The sequence below is a fragment of the Pseudomonas palleroniana genome (assembly GCF_003031675.1).
Classification (GTDB): Bacteria; Pseudomonadota; Gammaproteobacteria; order Pseudomonadales; family Pseudomonadaceae; genus Aquipseudomonas; species Aquipseudomonas palleroniana.
This window is the reverse complement of record NZ_PYWX01000071.1, coordinates 203,648-219,292: the sequence shown is the minus strand read 5'-3', so window position 1 is coordinate 219,292 and position 15,645 is coordinate 203,648. Positions and strand designations below refer to the sequence as shown.

The following is a 15,645-nucleotide window of genomic DNA, read 5'->3' as shown; positions in this document are numbered from 1 at the left end:
CGAAAACCTTATGTTCGATGATAGTACGTATCGTATTTATGTCGTTTTATGGATTACTACAAACTGTTTATTGCCCTGGAAAATACGCAACGTATTGTCAGGCGCCATGGATAAATGGATAGCGCTGGTCAGAACCCACATGAAAGACCGCAAGGTCACGCAGGATCAATTGGCCGAGCGCCTGGGCATGTCCCAGGGGGGCGTTGGCCATTGGCTGAATAAACGCCGCGTGCCCAGCCTGGCGGACATGAACCGGGTGCTGAAGGAACTCGGCCTGGGGTACCTGGAAGTCGCGCTTGAGGTTCGTGAACGAATCGATGAGGGGGCAGAGGCCCACGAGCAACGCTACAACCCGTATTTCCGCTACCCGGTCAGCGACTGGAAAGGGCTCTGTGAAACGCGCGAAGAGCGCGGCACCTACGCAACTGCGCGCTTTGAACCGACCGATTACCACGCCCAGGGCGAGGCATTCTGGCTACCCGTGATGGGGGACGCCATGACGGCGCCCAGCGGTCTGAGCATCGGCGCCGGCATGCTGATCCTGGTGGACCCGGCTATCGACGCCGCACCTGGCAAGCTGGTGCTAGCCCAGTGGGCCGACAGCGCCCAAGCGACCTTTCGCCAGTTGCAGGAAGAGAGCGGCCAGCTCTACCTGGTACCGCTCAATCCCACTTACCCCAAGCAGGTATTCAGCGACGATTGCCGAATCCTCGGCGTCGTGGTGCAAGCCACCGCGAAATTTTAGTCCGCCGTTTCCAGCTCCACCAAGGCACTGCCTTCGGCAACCATTTCACCTTCCTGGCAAAACAGCGCCTTGACCACCCCGGCCTGGGGAGCACGGATGCTGTGCTCCATCTTCATCGCCTCCAGCACCACCAACTGCGCTCCGGCTTCCACGCTTTGCCCTACTTCCACCAACACCCGCACGATACTGCCGTTCATGGGCGCCGTGAGGCCGCCTTGATGCGACTGGTTGGCCTCGACCGCCGCAATCGGGTCAAACAGGCTGACCGCATGCATCTCACCGCCCCAGCGCAGATACAGCAGCGCCCCCTGGCGCACCGCCAGATGGCTGCGACGCACGCCGTGCTGTTCGGTCAGCAACTGCTCATCGCGCCACTGCGATGTGCTGTCCGCCAGCGTCACCAGCCGGTCTTGCCCGCCGCTGCTCAAATGCAGGGAGACCTCGGCCGGCAGCCCGGCGCGGAACCCGCGTGTGTCCGCCCAGGGGCCATCGGCGGTCGGCAGGCTCTGCATGAAGGCCGAGCCTGCCATCTGCCAGAACTCATCGCACAAGGCGCCGGGCGGCGGCAACAGCTCATCCTGATAGCGCGGAATAAACCCGGTATCCAACTCTGCCGCCGCAAACGCCGGATGCCCGATGATCCGCCGCAGAAAACCCAGGTTGGTCTTGAGCCCGCCAACGGCGAACTCATCGAGCATGCTCAATAACCGCAGCCGTGCCTGTTCGCGGTCTTCGCCCCAGGCAATCAGCTTGCCCAGCATCGGGTCGTAGAATGGCGAGACACTGTCCCCCTGGGCAACGCCGCTGTCCACGCGGCGACCAGGGCCCGGCGCCGACTCGCGATACAGCGCCAGATGCCCGGTGGCCGGCAGGAAATCATTGGCCGGGTCTTCGGCATACAGGCGCACTTCAATCGCATGGCCGATCAACGGCACCTGCTCCTGGGTGATCGGCAGTGGTTCGCCCTGGGCGACACGGATCTGCCAGGCCACCAGGTCCAGGCCGGTAATCGCCTCGGTGACCGGATGTTCCACCTGCAGCCGTGTGTTCATCTCCATGAAGAAAAACTCGCCGCGCGCGTCCAGCAAGAACTCCACGGTGCCCGCGCCCACATAACCGATGGCCTGGGCCGCACGCACGGCGGCTTCACCCATGGCTTTGCGTTGTTCCACGCTCAAGCCGGGGGCGGGCGCTTCCTCCACGACTTTTTGATGACGACGCTGAATCGAGCAGTCGCGCTCATTGAGGTACAGGCATTGGCCCTGCTGATCGGCAAACACCTGGATTTCCACATGGCGTGGCTTGAGCAGGTACTTCTCCACCAGCATCTGCCCATTGCCGAAGGACGATAGCGCTTCGCGCTGGGCGGAAGCCAAGGCTTCGGCCAGTTGGCTGACGTCCTCGACCACCTTCATGCCCTTGCCGCCGCCACCGGCCGTGGCCTTGAGCAGCACCGGGTAGCCGATACGTTCGCAGGCGCTGCGGAAGGTCTCCAGGTCCTGGGCCTCGCCGTGATAACCCGGCACCAGCGGCACGCCCGCGGTTTCCATCAGTGCCTTGGCCGCCGACTTGCTGCCCATGGCGTCGATGGCCGAGGCGGGCGGGCCGAGGAAGATCAAACCAGCCGCTTCAATCGCACGCGCAAAGCCGGCGTTTTCCGAGAGGAAGCCGTAGCCCGGATGAATCGCCTGGGCGCCGCTGGCCTGGGCGGCGGCGATCAGTTTGTCGATTTGCAGGTAGCTGTCGGTCGCTTTGCTGCCACCCAGGTCAACGCGAATGTCTGCCTCGCGACTGTGGCGTGCATCGCGATCGGTGGCGCTGTGTACGGCCACGGTGGTCAGGCCCATGGCTTTGGCAGTGCGCATCACGCGACAGGCAATTTCGCCACGGTTGGCGACCAGTACGGTGGTCAGCTTGCTCATGAACGTGGCTCCTGCGCTTGCCAGCTGGGCGGGCGTTTTTGCAGGAAGGCGCGCAAGCCTTCCTGGCCTTCGGCGCTGACACGAATCCGCGCAATGGCATTTTCGCAATAGCGGCGCAGGGCCGGGGTGAGCGCGCCGTTGCCGACTTCGCGCAGCAAATCCTTGCTGGCGCGCATCGCGGCCGGGCTGTTTTGCAGCAGGTTGGCGACCCACTGTTCGACCTGCAGGTCCAGCTCAGTGGCGGGGTAGCTTTCCGCCAACAGGCCGATTTCCCGTGCGCGCTGGCCGCCAAAGCGCTCGGCAGTCAAGGCATAGCGGCGCGCCGCGCGTTCGCCGATGGCTTGCACCACAAACGGGCTGATCACGGCCGGGGCCAGGCCGATGCGCACTTCCGACAAGCAAAACTGCGCATCATCGGCGCCAATCGCCATATCGCAGCAACTGATCAGGCCCAGGGCGCCGCCATAAGCCGCGCCTTGCACCACCGCCAGGGTCGGGATCTTCAGCTTGGCCAGGTTGTACATCAACTCGGCCAGCTCGCGAGCGTCGTCCAGGTTGGTGTGGTAGTCCAGCTCGGCCGATTGTTGCATCCAGGCCAGGTCGGCACCGGCGCTGAAGTGTTTGCCGCGCCCGCGCAGCACCAGAAAGCGCAGGGACGGGTCGGCCTGTACCTGGTCGAGGGCGATGATCAGTTCACGGATCATCTCGGCATTGAACGCGTTGTTCTTGGTCTCACGACTGAGCCACAGGGTGGCGAAACCACGCGTGTCAGTGACCAGTTCGAGGGTGTTGAAATCGCTCATGGGGTACAGCTCCATTTACATGCGGAACACGCCGAAGCGGCTCGGCTCGATGGGGGCGTTCAGCGCGGCGGACAAGGCCAGGGCCAGCACGTCGCGGGTCTGCAACGGGTCGATGACACCGTCGTCCCACAGGCGTGCGCTGGAGTAGTAGGGGTGGCCCTGAGTCTCGTACTGGTCGAGGATCGGCTGCTTGATCGCCGCCTCTTCCTCGGCACTGAACCCTGTGCCCGCACGTTCGGCTTGTTCGCGCTTGACCTGCACCAGCACGCCGGCCGCCTGTTCGGCACCCATCACGCCAATGCGTGCGTTCGGCCACATCCACAGGAAGCGTGGGTCGTAGGCTCGGCCGCACATACCGTAGTTACCCGCACCAAAACTGCCGCCGATGATGACCGTGAACTTCGGCACCTTGGCGCAGGCCACTGCCGTGACCAGCTTGGCGCCATGTTTGGCGATACCGCCGGCCTCATACTTCTGGCCGACCATGAACCCGGTGATGTTCTGCAGGAATACCAGTGGAATCCCGCGCTGGCAGGCCAGTTCGATAAAGTGCGCGCCTTTTTGCGCGGCTTCGGCGAACAAGATGCCGTTATTGGCCAGGATCGCAACCGGGTAGCCCTGCAGGTGCGCAAAACCGCACACCAGTGTGGTGCCGAACAGTGCCTTGAATTCATCGAACACCGAGCCGTCGACCAGCCGTGCGATCACCTCGCGGACATCGAACGGTTGCTTGGCATCGGCCGGGATCACGCCGTAGAGTTCTTCGCCGCTGTACAGCGGCGCCTCGGGCGGCCGTTGCCGCAACTCACCCTGCTTGCGCCAGTTGAGGTTGGCCACACTGCGGCGGGCCAGGGCCAGGGCGTGTTCATCGCTGTCGGCATAGTGGTCGGCCACGCCGGAGATTTTGCAGTGCACGTCCGCGCCGCCAAGGTCTTCGGCGCTGACCACTTCGCCGGTAGCGGCTTTCACCAGCGGCGGGCCGGCGAGGAAGATGGTGGCTTGCTGACGCACCATGATTGCTTCGTCCGCCATGGCGGGCACATAGGCACCGCCTGCGGTGCATGAGCCCATGACCACGGCGATCTGCGGGATGCCCTGGGCGCTCATGTTCGCCTGGTTGAAGAAGATCCGCCCAAAGTGCTCGCGGTCAGGGAACACTTCATCCTGACGCGGCAAGTTGGCGCCACCGGAGTCCACCAGGTAGATGCACGGCAGGCGGTTCTGCTCGGCGATGGTCTGGGCGCGCAGGTGTTTTTTGACGGTGAGCGGGTAGTAGGAGCCGCCTTTCACCGTTGCGTCGTTGGCGACGATCATGCATTCGACGCCTTCCACGCGGCCGATCCCGGCAATCACCCCGGCGGCCGGCACGTCTTCACCGTAGACCTGGTGAGCGGCCAACTGGCTGAGTTCCAGAAACGGCGAGCCAGGATCCAGCAGGCGGTTGATGCGCTCACGCGGCAGCAGCTTGCCGCGTGAGGTGTGCCGCTCCTGGGCCTTGGCGCCGCCGCCTTGCTGTACTTGAGCAAGCAAGGCGTGGAGGGCGTCGACTTGTTCGCGCATCGCCCTGCTGTTGGCGGCGAACTCCGCCGAGCGCGGGTTGAGCTGGGTGTGCAAGGTGGCCATGGCGTGCTCCCTCAGCGGGTTTCGTTGAAGAGTTCGCGACCGATCAGCATCCGGCGAATTTCGCTGGTACCGGCGCCGATTTCATACAGCTTGGCGTCACGCAACAGGCGTCCGGCAGGGAACTCATTGATGTAGCCATTGCCGCCGAGAATCTGGATGGCATCGAGGGCCATCTGCGTGGCGCGTTCGGCGCTGTAGAGAATCACACCGGCCGCATCCTTGCGCGTGGTTTCGCCACGCTCACAGGCCTGGGCCACCGCGTAAAGATAGGCGCGGCTGGCGTTAAGCTGGGTGTACATGTCCGCGACCTTGCCCTGGATCAGTTGGAATTCGCCAATGCTCTGGCCGAACTGCTTACGGTCGTGGATGTAAGGCACGATCAGGTCCATGCAAGCCTGCATGATCCCGGTGGGGCCGCCAGCCAGGACCACGCGTTCATAGTCCAGGCCGCTCATCAGCACTTTGACTCCGCCATTGAGCGTACCGAGGATGTTTTCTTCGGGCACCTCGACGTCATCGAAGAACAGCTCGCAGGTGTTGGAGCCGCGCATGCCCAGCTTGTCGAACTTGTTGCTGCGGCTGAAGCCTTTCCAGTCGCGCTCGACAATAAACGCAGTGATGCCATGGGCGCCTTTTTCCAGGTCAGTCTTGGCGTAGATCACATAGGTGTGGGCGTCCGGGCCGTTGGTGATCCAGGTCTTGCTGCCGTTAAGCACGTAGTGATCGCCGCGTTTGTCGGCGCGCAGCTTCATCGAGACCACATCGGAGCCGGCATTTGGCTCACTCATGGCCAGGGCGCCGATATGTTCGCCGCTGATCAGCTGGGGCAGGTACTTGAGTTTCTGCGCGTGGCTGCCGTTGCGGTTGATCTGGTTGACGCAGAGATTGGAGTGAGCGCCGTAGGACAAGCCGACCGAAGCCGAAGCGCGGCTGATCTCTTCAATCGCCACCACATGGGCCAGGTAACCCAGGCCGGCGCCGCCATATTCTTCCGCGACGGTGATGCCCAGCAGGCCCATGTCACCGAACTTGCGCCACATATCGGCGGGGAACAGGTTGTCGCTGTCGATCTGTGCCGCGCGCGGTGCCAGCTCCTTGGCCACGAAGGACTGCACTTGATCGCGCAGCATGTCGATGGTTTCGCCGAGGGCGAAGTTAAGGGACGGGTAACTCATGGACAGGCACCTTAATGTGAGCTTTGTTGTTGTGTGGGTTGAGCGCCAGGGGAGGGCGCTAACCTTTACGTTAACGTAAGCTTGCCTTGCGACGCTGTCAATCGTAGTTTACGTTTACGTCAACCTACAAAAAAGACAACAGGGGTCGTTATGGATCAACCGCATCAGAGCTACAGCCGTGGCTTCCAGGACAAGACCTTGCTGGCCATGACCATTGGCCAGGCATTCGATCGCACCGTCGCGCAGTACCCGGATGGCGAGGCGCTGGTGGTGCGTCACCAGCAATGTCGCTACACCTGGCGGCAACTCTGCGAGGCGGTGGACCTGCACGCCCGTGCGTTCCTGGCCCTGGGCATGCAAACCGGCGATCGCCTGGGTATTTGGGCGCCAAATTGTGCCCAGTGGTGTATCAGCCAGATCGCCAGCGCCAAGATCGGCGTGATCCTCGTCAACATCAACCCGGCGTATCGCAGCAGCGAGCTGGAGTACGTGCTCAAACAGTCCGGCTGCCAGTGGCTGGTGTGCGCCGGGTCGTTCAAGACTTCCGATTACCACGCCATGCTCCTGGAGCTGAAGCCCGACCTGCGCGGCATCATCAGTCTCGACCCGGCCCCGCCTGCGGGTTTCCTGCCCTGGTCGCAACTGGCGGCGCTCGGTGCAGGCGTGCCGCCCGAGCAATTGCATACCCGCCAAGCCAGCCTGCACTTCGATCAAGCCGTCAACCTCCAGTACACCTCCGGCACTACCGGCTTCCCCAAGGGCGCCACCCTCAGTCACCACAACATCCTCAATAACGGTTACATGGTCGGCGAAAGCCTGGGCCTGACGGCGCAGGATCGCCTGGTGATCCCGGTGCCGCTGTATCACTGCTTTGGCATGGTCATGGGCAACCTGGGCTGTATCACCCACGGCACCACCATGATTTATCCGAATGACGGCTTTGATCCGCTGCTGACCCTCACCGCCGTCGCCGAAGAGCGCGCGACCGGCCTGTACGGTGTGCCGACCATGTTTATCGCGATGCTGGATCACCCACGCCGACGCGAGTTCGACCTGTCGACCTTGCGCACCGGCATCATGGCCGGCGCCACGTGCCCTATTGAGGTGATGCGCCGAGTGATCAGCGAGCTGCACATGAGCGAGGTGCAGATTGCCTACGGCATGACCGAAACCAGCCCGGTGTCGCTGCAGACGGGGCCGGATGACGACCTCGAGCGCCGTGTCACCACCGTTGGCCGCACCCAGCCGCAGTTGGAAAACAAGATCATCGACACTGCCGGTAACACGGTGGCGCGGGGCGAGATCGGCGAGTTGTGCACCCGTGGCTACAGCGTGATGCTCGGCTACTGGAACCACCCGCAAGCCACCCGCGAGGCCATCGACGATGCCGGCTGGATGCACACCGGCGACCTTGCGACCATGGATGAGCAAGGCTACGTAAGCATTGCCGGACGCAACAAGGACATGATCATCCGAGGTGGCGAGAACGTGTACCCGCGTGAGCTGGAGGAGTTTTTCTTCACCCATCCGGCGGTGGCGGATGTGCAGGTCATCGGCATCCCGGACGCGCGCTACGGTGAAGAGATCGTCGCTTGGGTCAAGTTCCATCCCGGCCACGCCGCCAATGAGCTGGAACTGCAAACCTGGTGCAAGGGCCGTATCGCCCACTTCAAGACGCCCCGGTATTTCAAGTTCGTGGATGAGTTTCCGATGACGGTGACGGGCAAGGTGCAGAAATTCCGCATGCGCGAGATTTCCATCGAAGAGCTGGGAGAAGGGCGGGGGTAAACCCCGGAAAGCACAAAGGGGACCCGAAGGTCCCCTTTAATTTGTCGTTGCGTGCTCTTTTTTTATTATTGAGGGGCGGCCTATTGTTGTTTTTGGTAGCCGTTACCCTTTACCGCTGTTTTTTGGCGACCCCCATGCGGGGTCAAGAGCAAACGTATTTTTTTGAGCGCTGATCTGCTTCTTCGCGTGCGATCCAACCAGTGGGTAGCTACCTGATGGTAGTTTTATTGTTCTCTATCCGGTTGCGGGTTTCGGCATGCCGTACCCTGCGAAGCACATCTTCTCCAAAAAAATCTGTTAGCTGCGTCTCTGCCGTGTTGTTTTTGTTATGTCAGAGTCGTTTCGTCTTATTTTTATTAGGTTTGGCGCTTTTTATTCTTGTTATGCCATAGAGATAGCAGAAGCCGTGCCAACTTTTTAAAACCCTTTAAAATCAATGGTTTGATTTTTTAGTAGGCAACGGCCTACGGCAAATAAGACAAAATATGTTCCCGTGTTACTCGTTAAGTAGCGAGGCGGTAACACATTGTCACGACCACGCTACTCAAACGGCGTTACGCGCCTTGGCCACCCGCGAGCCCGTGGGGCGGCCCAGCACCGCGCTGATCTGTTGGCCCGCACGTATCAAGGCGTCCAGGTCGATACCGGTCTCGATACCCAAGCCGTTGAGCAGGTACAGCACATCTTCGCTGGCGACGTTACCGCTGGCGCCCTTGGCATAAGGACAGCCGCCGAGGCCCGCGATAGAGCTGTCGAACACACTGATCCCTTCCAACAGGCCGGCGTAGATATTGGCGATCGCCTGGCCATAGGTGTCGTGAAAGTGCCCCGCCAGCTTGTCCCGCGGCACTTGGGCGCCCACCACCTCGAACAAGCGCCGCGTGGCGCCTGCGGTGCCGGTGCCGATGGTGTCGCCCAGGGACACTTCATAACAGCCCATGGCATACAACTCCCGCGCGACAGCCGCCACTTGTTCTGGTGCAACTTCACCCTCATAGGGGCAGCCCAGCACACAGGACACATAGCCGCGTACGCTGATGCCATGCCGCTGGGCGGCGGCCATGATCGGCGCGAAGCGCTCCAGGCTTTCGCTGATGGAGCAGTTGATATTGCGTTGTGAAAACGCCTGCGATGCCGCTGCAAAGACCGCGACTTCCTTCACCCCCGCAGCCAGGGCATCTTCAAAGCCGCGCAGGTTCGGCGCCAGGGCACCGTAGGTCACCCCGGGTTTGCGCTGGATCTGTGCAAACACCTCGGCCGACCCGGCCATCTGCGGCACCCATTTGGGTGAAACGAAACTGCCGACTTCGATATAGCTCAAGCCCGCCGCGCTGAGTGCGTCCACCAATTGGACCTTGTCGGCCACGCTGATGGGCTGGGCTTCGTTCTGCAAACCGTCGCGTGGGCCGACTTCGACCAGGCGGACATACGAGGGGAGGGACATGGCAGTTACCTTCTGATCAATGGCCGGCTTGGCTCATGGTGTGCGCCAGGGCCTGGGTGCAGCGCTCTTCGGCGGTGTCCAGTTCCAGCTTCATTTGTTCGATATCCAGCAACTGTTGCTCAAGCTGCGCACGCCGTTCGGCGATCTTGGCCAGCATGCTGTTGAGTTGCACGTGGTTGCCGCTGGTGGGGTCGTAGAGTTCGATCAACTCGCGGCACTCGGCCAGGGAGAAGCCGATGCGCTTGCCGCGCAGGATCAGCTTGAGGCTGACCTTGTCCCGCGCCGAGTAGATGCGCTCCTGGCCCCGGCGTTCCGGGGCCAGCAGGCCTTGTTCTTCGTAGAAGCGAATGGCGCGGGTGGTGATGTCGAGTTCACGGGCGAGGTCGGAGATGCTGTAGGTCGTACTCATGGTGGCGCTCAAGGGATGGCTTGGGCGCTAGGCTAGTGTCAGCTTTACGTATACGTCAAGGTCAAGCCGGTTTGCTGTCGAACTTCTTTTCCTGCGCCATGACTTGTTGGCACAACTCGATCATTTGCTCACGCATCCAGCGGTTGGCCGGGTCCTGGTCGGTGCTTTCATGCCAATACAAGTGGGTTTCCACGGGCGGCACGTCGTTGACCGGCAGGTTGAACCAGTGCAGTTCGTGGCGGCGGGCGAAGCGTTCGGGCACGGTCATCACCATGTCGGTCTGCTGCAACACCTGCGAGGCCATCAGGTAATGCTGCGAGCGCAGGGCGATCTTGCGCTGGATGCCCATCTTGCCCAGGGCCAGGTCGACATGGCCCAGGCCGTTGCGGCGGCTGGAGATGTGAATATGGGTCAGTGCCAGGTAGTCATCCAGGGTGAACTTGTCTTTGCCCGCCAGTGGATGGCCTTTGCGCATTGCGCACACGTAGCGGTCTTCCATCAACTTGACGTGGCGCACCTGTGGGTCGGTGTTCAGCGGCGCATCCACGGCAAAGTCCAGGCGCCCGGCCGCCAGCTCTTTGGTGGTCTCGCGGCGTTTGGACAGGAAACTCTCGATCGCTACCGTGGGCGCCAGGCGGCGCAGACGCTGGAACAGCAGGGGCAGGATCACCGCTTCGGTGAGGTCGGTCATGCTGATGCGGTAGGTCTTGGCCGCCTGCTGGGGGTTGAAAATCCGGCTTTCCTGTACCGACACCCGCAGCAACGACAAGGCATTGCGCACCGGGCCGATGATGTTCTGCGCCATGGGCGTGGGCACCATGCCCTGGGCGGTACGCACGAACAGCGGGTCGTTGAAGGTTTCGCGCAGACGCGCCAGTGCGTTGGATACCGCCGGCTGAGTGATGCCGACAATCTGCCCGGCGCGGGTCAGGTTGGCTTCGGTATAGATCGCATCAAAAACGATAAACAGGTTGAGGTCGACCTTGCTCAGATTCATTGCGTTGCGCTCTTATTGTTAGATGGCGATTTGTCAGGTGCTCATGCGTTGATCATATATCGGTGATGAATGTTAATACACGCCGAGAATAGGCTAGGTAAATTATCAGCGCTGTTCTAGCATCAATTCCATGCCCTAAACAACCTCTCAAAGAAGGGAGCTGCCCATGGATTTTGCCTATTCGCCCAAGGTTCAGGAACTGCGTGAGCGCGTCACCGCCTTCATGGATGCGTATGTCTACCCGGCCGAGCCGGTGTTTGAACGCCAGGTCAGCGAAGGCGATCGCTGGCAGCCCACTGCCATCATGGAAGAGTTGAAGGCCAAGGCCAAAGCCGAGGGCTTGTGGAACCTGTTCCTGCCGGAATCCGAACTCGGCGCCGGCCTGACCAATCTTGAATATGCGCCGCTGGCCGAAATCATGGGACGTTCCTTGCTCGGCCCGGAGCCCTTCAATTGTTCGGCTCCCGACACCGGCAACATGGAAGTGCTGGTGCGTTATGCCAATGAAGAACAGAAGCAGCGCTGGCTCGAACCGTTGCTGCGCGGCGAAATCCGCTCTGCCTTCGCCATGACCGAACCGGACGTGGCTTCCTCAGACGCCACCAACATGGCTGCCCGCGCCGAGCGCCAGGGCGACGAATGGGTGATCAACGGTAAAAAATGGTGGACCTCCGGCGCATGCGACCCGCGCTGCAAGATCCTGATCTTCATGGGCCTGAGCAACCCGGACGCGCCGCGTCACCAGCAGCACTCGATGATCCTGGTGCCGGTGGATACGCCCGGGGTGAAAATCCTGCGCCCGCTGCCGGTATTCGGCTACGACGATGCTCCCCACGGTCACGCCGAAGTGCTGTTCGAGAATGTGCGAGTGCCCTACGAAAACGTGCTGCTCGGCGAAGGCCGGGGCTTCGAGATTGCCCAGGGGCGCCTTGGCCCGGGCCGTATCCACCATTGCATGCGCTCGATCGGCATGGCCGAGCGCGCACTGGAACTGATGTGCAAACGCTCTGTCAGCCGTACCGCATTCGGCAAGCCATTGGCCCGTCTGGGCGGCAATATCGACAAGATCGCCGACTCGCGCATGGAAATCGACATGGCGCGCCTGCTGACCTTGAAAGCGGCGTACATGATGGACACTGTCGGCAATAAAGTGGCGAAAAGCGAAATTGCCCAGATCAAGGTGGTGGCGCCGAACGTAGCGTTGAAGGTCATCGACCGGGCGATCCAGATCCATGGCGGCGCGGGCGTGTCCAACGACTTCCCGTTGGCCTACATGTACGCCATGCAACGCACCCTGCGCCTGGCCGACGGCCCGGACGAAGTGCACCGCGCGGCGATCGGCAAGTTCGAGATCGGCAAGTATGTGCCGCGGGAACTGATGCGTAGCGGGCAGTAGGACCGCGTCGCCTGCAATCGGGAGCAAGTCGAATCGTCGCACCGCCCCTCCCACACTTGATTGGGTTCGCACGTACCCATTTGTGAACCCAGTCTGGTGTGGGAGGGGGCTTGCTCCCGATGAGGCCAGTATCGACAACACAAACCCCACAGACCTCAGTACACCCAAACCTCCACCCGCCGATTCTTGATTCGCCCCTCATCCGCCGTATTCGCCGCCACCGGCATCTGCGCACCAAACCCACGGATATCACGCAGCACCACGCCGCTCTTGACCAGTTCCCGGCGTACCGCCATCGCCCGCAGCTTGGACAGCAACGCCGCCCGCTGCGGATCATTCTTCACATCGCCAAACCCCACCAACGTGACCTGCTTGTCGAGCTTGCCGTGGCCTTTCAGGTACGCCACCACCCGCTGCAAATCCTGCCGCGCCTTGTTGTCCAGGCTGGCGCTGCCTTCCTCGAAGCGGAAGTTCACGCTCAAGCGCTGGGCGTCGCGGGCGATGGCTTGATAGTCCTCGGGCATCGATGGGCGTGGCTCCACACTGATCGCCTGCACGTGCTGGGCAATAAAGCCACTGGCCGCCACGATCGCCTGGCCTTTGCCGCTCTGGGTAAAGTCCACCAGGGCTTTGGCCCAGGGGTTGTGGTTGGACGGCGGCAGGTAAAAGAACAACCGGCGTGACAACGGGTAGTCCTCGGTCGCAATCAGGCTGGCCAGCGGCAGCATGGGTTGGGAGTCACCGTCGACAATCGCCACGGCCTTGGCCTGGCGCACATAGGGCAGGCCGATAAAGCCAATGCCTTGGGGATCGTGGCTCACCGCATCGGACAAGGCCTCGCTGGACTCGAAACGCTTGGCACTGGTGGCCAGGGGCTTGCCACGCCGGCTCAATACCAGCTCCTTGAACGTGTCATAGGTGCCGGACTGATCATCCCGCGCATACAAATGAATGCCGCCCCCGATCCCGCCCAGTGCCTCCCAGGTACTGACCTCACCGTTGAAAATCTGCGCCAATTGCTCGGTGTTCAAGGTGGTGAGCGGGTTGCGCGGGTTGAGGATGATCGCCAGGCCATCGATGGCAATCACTTGTTCGGCTTCAGGGCTTTTCAGGTCACCCAGGGGCTCGAGGTCTACCAGCTCGCTGTCCTTGATGGGGCGCGAAGACGCCGCCAGGTCGGCGTTGGCCATGTTCAGTGCGGTAAAACCGGTGCTGGAGCCGTGGGCCGCGACCTCGATGGTTACCGTTTTGCCCTGGCGCGTCTTGCCCACCCAGCGCTGTTCATTGCTGCCTGGGGTTTCGCTGTGTATTCCCTGTAACCCCTGATGCTCCATCAACCCTTTGACCAGCGCCGGTCCCAGTGCCGCGCCAATCGTGTTGGAGCCCTGGATGCGTAACGCAGGGCCTTGGTCGGGAACGGGGAGGGCAGCGGCCACAGCAACGAGCGGGAACAGGGTCAGCAGGAACAGAACGCGCAGCCTCATGCCGGCACCTTCTTAAGCCAAAGGGAGTGCCGCGAGAATAAGTCAGGCAGATGACATCAATATGACTGCCACACCGGGGGACAAAATGTGGGAGGGGGCTTGCTCCCGATAGCGGTGGATCAGTTGATACATCTGCCGACTGACCCTCCGCTATCGGGAGCAAGCCCCCTCCGACACTGAAACAACCAGGTTCAGCCGGGAATCAGCTCAACTCAAGCCAGATCGGTGCATGGTCCGACGGCTTTTCCAAACCGCGCAACTCGTAATCCACACCGGCATCCTTGACCCGTGGCAGCAAGCCGTTGGACGCCAGGATCACATCAATGCGCAAGCCACGCTTGGGCTCGTCTTCAAAGCCGCGGCTGCGGTAATCGAACCAGCTGAAGCGGTCGGCTACCGTCGGGTTCAAGTGCCGGAAGCTGTCCACCAGGCCCCAGTTTTTCAGGCGCGCCATCCATTCGCGCTCTTCCGGCAGGAAACTGCACTTGCCGGTTTTCAGCCAGCGCTTGGCGTTGTCGGCGCCGATGCCGATATCGCAGTCTTCCGGGGAAATGTTCACGTCGCCCATCACCACCAGAGCCTGCTCATTGTTGAACTGGCTTTCCAGCAGGTGCTGCAGGTCTTCATAGAAGCGCTGCTTGGCCGGGAACTTGGTCGGGTGGTCGCGGCTTTCGCCCTGGGGGAAGTAGCCGTTCATCACGGTGATCGGGTGGCCGTTTTCATCCGCGAAGGTGCCCCAGATAAAACGGCGCTGGGCGTCTTCTTCATCCGTGGCAAAGCCTTTGTGCACGCTCAGGGCTTCTTTGCGCGAAAGCAGCGCCACGCCGTAATGGCCTTTTTGCCCGTGGTAATACACGTGATAGCCCAAAGCCTGTACTTCGGCCAAGGGGAACTGGTCATCGTGGACTTTGGTTTCCTGCAGGCCGATCACGTCGGGTTGGTGTTTCTCGATCAACGCTGCCAACTGATGAGGGCGGGCGCGCAGCCCGTTGATATTGAAAGAGACGATTTTCATGGTCGGCAGTCCAGTCTGGCAAAACGGCGATGCTAGCCGACAAGTCCGGCGGGGGCCAGCGTGGCGGTAGGATGGATGCACTGCTAATGTCTGGGAACGACTCGCGCCGTACAAGTTCGTACCCATAAGAACGCCACCTTTCAATGGCGCCCAGGGAGATTGAACGTATGCCCGACACCACTGCCCAGATTCACCTGCTCGACAGCGGATATTCCCGCGAAGCCCGCTCATTGCTGTACCAGGCCTATCGTCATGAGCCGACCTTCGCCTATATCTTCGAAGCCGAGCGTCCGGGCTACGAGCAGCGCGTGCGGGCCACGGTGCGCGAGCTGGTCAAGCAGCATTTCTTCCAGAACTTGCCGGCCATCGGCCTATTGGTGAATGACCGCTTGATCGGCATTGCCTTGATCGCGCCACCGCAACGGCGCCTGGGGATCACCGAGAGCTGGGCCTGGCAATTGCGCATGTGGCTGAGCACCGGCGTGCGCGGTACGCGGCGTTACCTGGAATACCATCACGCGGTGTTGGCGTGCCTGCCGGGGGACGCGGTGCATGTGCTGCCGCTGTTGGGCATTCACCCGCAATTCCAGGGCAAGCACTACGGCGAGCAACTGCTGGAAGCGGTGCACAACTGGTGTGCCGAAGACCCACACTCGTCGGGCGTGGTGCTCGACACCGGCAACTCCCGCTACCTGGAGTTCTACAAACGCCAAGGCTATGAGGAAATCGGTGAAGTCGCCGTAGGGCCGATCCTGGAGCACGTGTTTTTTCACCCCAATCCCCAGGCGTTACATGCTGCAACGGGTTAAGACAGAATTATTCAGACAATTCCGAGTTCAAACAG

At 61.5% G+C, this 15,645-nt stretch carries 13 protein-coding genes; 4 read left to right on the top strand and 9 right to left on the bottom strand.

Annotated elements, in window-relative coordinates; all coding sequences use genetic code 11:
- Positions 1–106 precede the first annotated feature (106 nt).
- Positions 107–745 (top strand): LexA family protein, encoded by a 639-nt coding sequence (locus C9383_RS25460; protein ID WP_090370142.1) that lies wholly within the window; start codon positions 107–109, stop codon positions 743–745.
- Here C9383_RS25460 and C9383_RS25455 read toward each other — a convergent pair.
- Genes C9383_RS25455 through C9383_RS25440 form a run of 4 tightly spaced genes read right to left on the bottom strand, consistent with a single transcriptional unit; the run spans position 742 to position 6,268 of the window.
- The gene (locus C9383_RS25455; protein ID WP_090370144.1) at positions 742–2,667 is read right to left on the bottom strand and encodes an acetyl/propionyl/methylcrotonyl-CoA carboxylase subunit alpha; all 1,926 of its coding nucleotides are present in this window, start codon (positions 2,665–2,667) and stop codon (positions 742–744) included. The two genes, C9383_RS25460 and C9383_RS25455, sit on opposite strands and share 4 nt — an antisense overlap.
- The gene (locus C9383_RS25450; protein WP_090370146.1) at positions 2,664–3,470 is read right to left on the bottom strand and encodes a gamma-carboxygeranoyl-CoA hydratase; all 807 of its coding nucleotides are present in this window, start codon (positions 3,468–3,470) and stop codon (positions 2,664–2,666) included. Before C9383_RS25450 ends, C9383_RS25455 begins: the two co-directional genes overlap by 4 nt.
- A gap of 15 nt (positions 3,471–3,485) precedes the next feature.
- Positions 3,486–5,093: a carboxyl transferase domain-containing protein gene (locus tag C9383_RS25445; RefSeq protein WP_060756727.1), complete on the bottom strand. Its 1,608-nt coding sequence runs from the start codon at positions 5,091–5,093 to the stop codon at positions 3,486–3,488.
- 11 nt (positions 5,094–5,104) lie between these two features.
- Positions 5,105–6,268, bottom strand: coding sequence for an isovaleryl-CoA dehydrogenase (locus C9383_RS25440; protein ID WP_090370148.1), 1,164 nt, complete (start codon positions 6,266–6,268; stop codon positions 5,105–5,107).
- A gap of 150 nt (positions 6,269–6,418) precedes the next feature.
- On the opposite strand from C9383_RS25440, the gene C9383_RS25435 reads away from it, so the two are divergent.
- Positions 6,419–8,056, top strand: coding sequence for an AMP-binding protein (locus C9383_RS25435; RefSeq protein ID WP_090370150.1), 1,638 nt, complete (start codon positions 6,419–6,421; stop codon positions 8,054–8,056).
- A 544-nt stretch (positions 8,057–8,600) separates the two neighbouring features.
- Here the strand turns inward: C9383_RS25435 and C9383_RS25430 are convergent.
- From C9383_RS25430 to C9383_RS25420, 3 genes are all read right to left on the bottom strand, one after another.
- Positions 8,601–9,500 (bottom strand): hydroxymethylglutaryl-CoA lyase, encoded by a 900-nt coding sequence (locus C9383_RS25430; RefSeq protein ID WP_090370151.1) that lies wholly within the window; start codon positions 9,498–9,500, stop codon positions 8,601–8,603.
- Positions 9,501–9,516: 16 nt separating this feature from the next.
- Complete coding sequence (locus tag C9383_RS25425) at positions 9,517–9,909, bottom strand: MerR family transcriptional regulator (protein WP_060756723.1); 393 nt, start codon at positions 9,907–9,909, stop codon at positions 9,517–9,519.
- Between the two features lie 61 nt (positions 9,910–9,970).
- On the bottom strand, positions 9,971–10,906 hold the full coding sequence (locus C9383_RS25420; RefSeq protein ID WP_090370153.1) for a LysR family transcriptional regulator: 936 nt from the start codon (positions 10,904–10,906) through the stop codon (positions 9,971–9,973).
- A gap of 166 nt (positions 10,907–11,072) precedes the next feature.
- Between C9383_RS25420 and C9383_RS25415 the strand changes: the two genes are divergently transcribed.
- On the top strand, positions 11,073–12,302 hold the full coding sequence (locus tag C9383_RS25415) for an acyl-CoA dehydrogenase (RefSeq protein ID WP_090370155.1): 1,230 nt from the start codon (positions 11,073–11,075) through the stop codon (positions 12,300–12,302).
- A gap of 155 nt (positions 12,303–12,457) precedes the next feature.
- On the opposite strand, the gene C9383_RS25410 is transcribed toward C9383_RS25415, so the two are convergent.
- The gene (locus C9383_RS25410; RefSeq protein WP_090370156.1) at positions 12,458–13,786 is read right to left on the bottom strand and encodes a substrate-binding domain-containing protein; all 1,329 of its coding nucleotides are present in this window, start codon (positions 13,784–13,786) and stop codon (positions 12,458–12,460) included.
- 202 nt (positions 13,787–13,988) lie between these two features.
- Positions 13,989–14,801 (bottom strand): exodeoxyribonuclease III, encoded by an 813-nt coding sequence (xthA, locus tag C9383_RS25405; protein WP_090370158.1) that lies wholly within the window; start codon positions 14,799–14,801, stop codon positions 13,989–13,991.
- Between the two features lie 167 nt (positions 14,802–14,968).
- Between xthA and C9383_RS25400 the strand changes: the two genes are divergently transcribed.
- Positions 14,969–15,610, top strand: coding sequence for a GNAT family N-acetyltransferase (locus C9383_RS25400; RefSeq protein WP_060756718.1), 642 nt, complete (start codon positions 14,969–14,971; stop codon positions 15,608–15,610).
- The last annotated feature ends 35 nt before the right edge of the window (positions 15,611–15,645 follow it).

Coding starts and splice junctions, on each gene's coding strand:
- C9383_RS25435 (WP_090370150.1), top strand. CDS start 6,419: ATGGATCAACCGCATCAGAGCTACAGCCGTGGCTTCCAGGACAAGACC.
- C9383_RS25450 (WP_090370146.1), bottom strand. CDS start 3,470: ATGAGCGATTTCAACACCCTCGAACTGGTCACTGACACGCGTGGTTTC.
- xthA (WP_090370158.1), bottom strand. CDS start 14,801: ATGAAAATCGTCTCTTTCAATATCAACGGGCTGCGCGCCCGCCCTCAT.
- C9383_RS25415 (WP_090370155.1), top strand. CDS start 11,073: ATGGATTTTGCCTATTCGCCCAAGGTTCAGGAACTGCGTGAGCGCGTC.
- C9383_RS25460 (WP_090370142.1), top strand. CDS start 107: ATGGATAAATGGATAGCGCTGGTCAGAACCCACATGAAAGACCGCAAG.
- C9383_RS25410 (WP_090370156.1), bottom strand. CDS start 13,786: ATGAGGCTGCGCGTTCTGTTCCTGCTGACCCTGTTCCCGCTCGTTGCT.
- C9383_RS25440 (WP_090370148.1), bottom strand. CDS start 6,268: ATGAGTTACCCGTCCCTTAACTTCGCCCTCGGCGAAACCATCGACATG.
- C9383_RS25455 (WP_090370144.1), bottom strand. CDS start 2,667: ATGAGCAAGCTGACCACCGTACTGGTCGCCAACCGTGGCGAAATTGCC.
- C9383_RS25425 (WP_060756723.1), bottom strand. CDS start 9,909: ATGAGTACGACCTACAGCATCTCCGACCTCGCCCGTGAACTCGACATC.
- C9383_RS25445 (WP_060756727.1), bottom strand. CDS start 5,093: ATGGCCACCTTGCACACCCAGCTCAACCCGCGCTCGGCGGAGTTCGCC.
- C9383_RS25400 (WP_060756718.1), top strand. CDS start 14,969: ATGCCCGACACCACTGCCCAGATTCACCTGCTCGACAGCGGATATTCC.
- C9383_RS25420 (WP_090370153.1), bottom strand. CDS start 10,906: ATGAATCTGAGCAAGGTCGACCTCAACCTGTTTATCGTTTTTGATGCG.
- C9383_RS25430 (WP_090370151.1), bottom strand. CDS start 9,500: ATGTCCCTCCCCTCGTATGTCCGCCTGGTCGAAGTCGGCCCACGCGAC.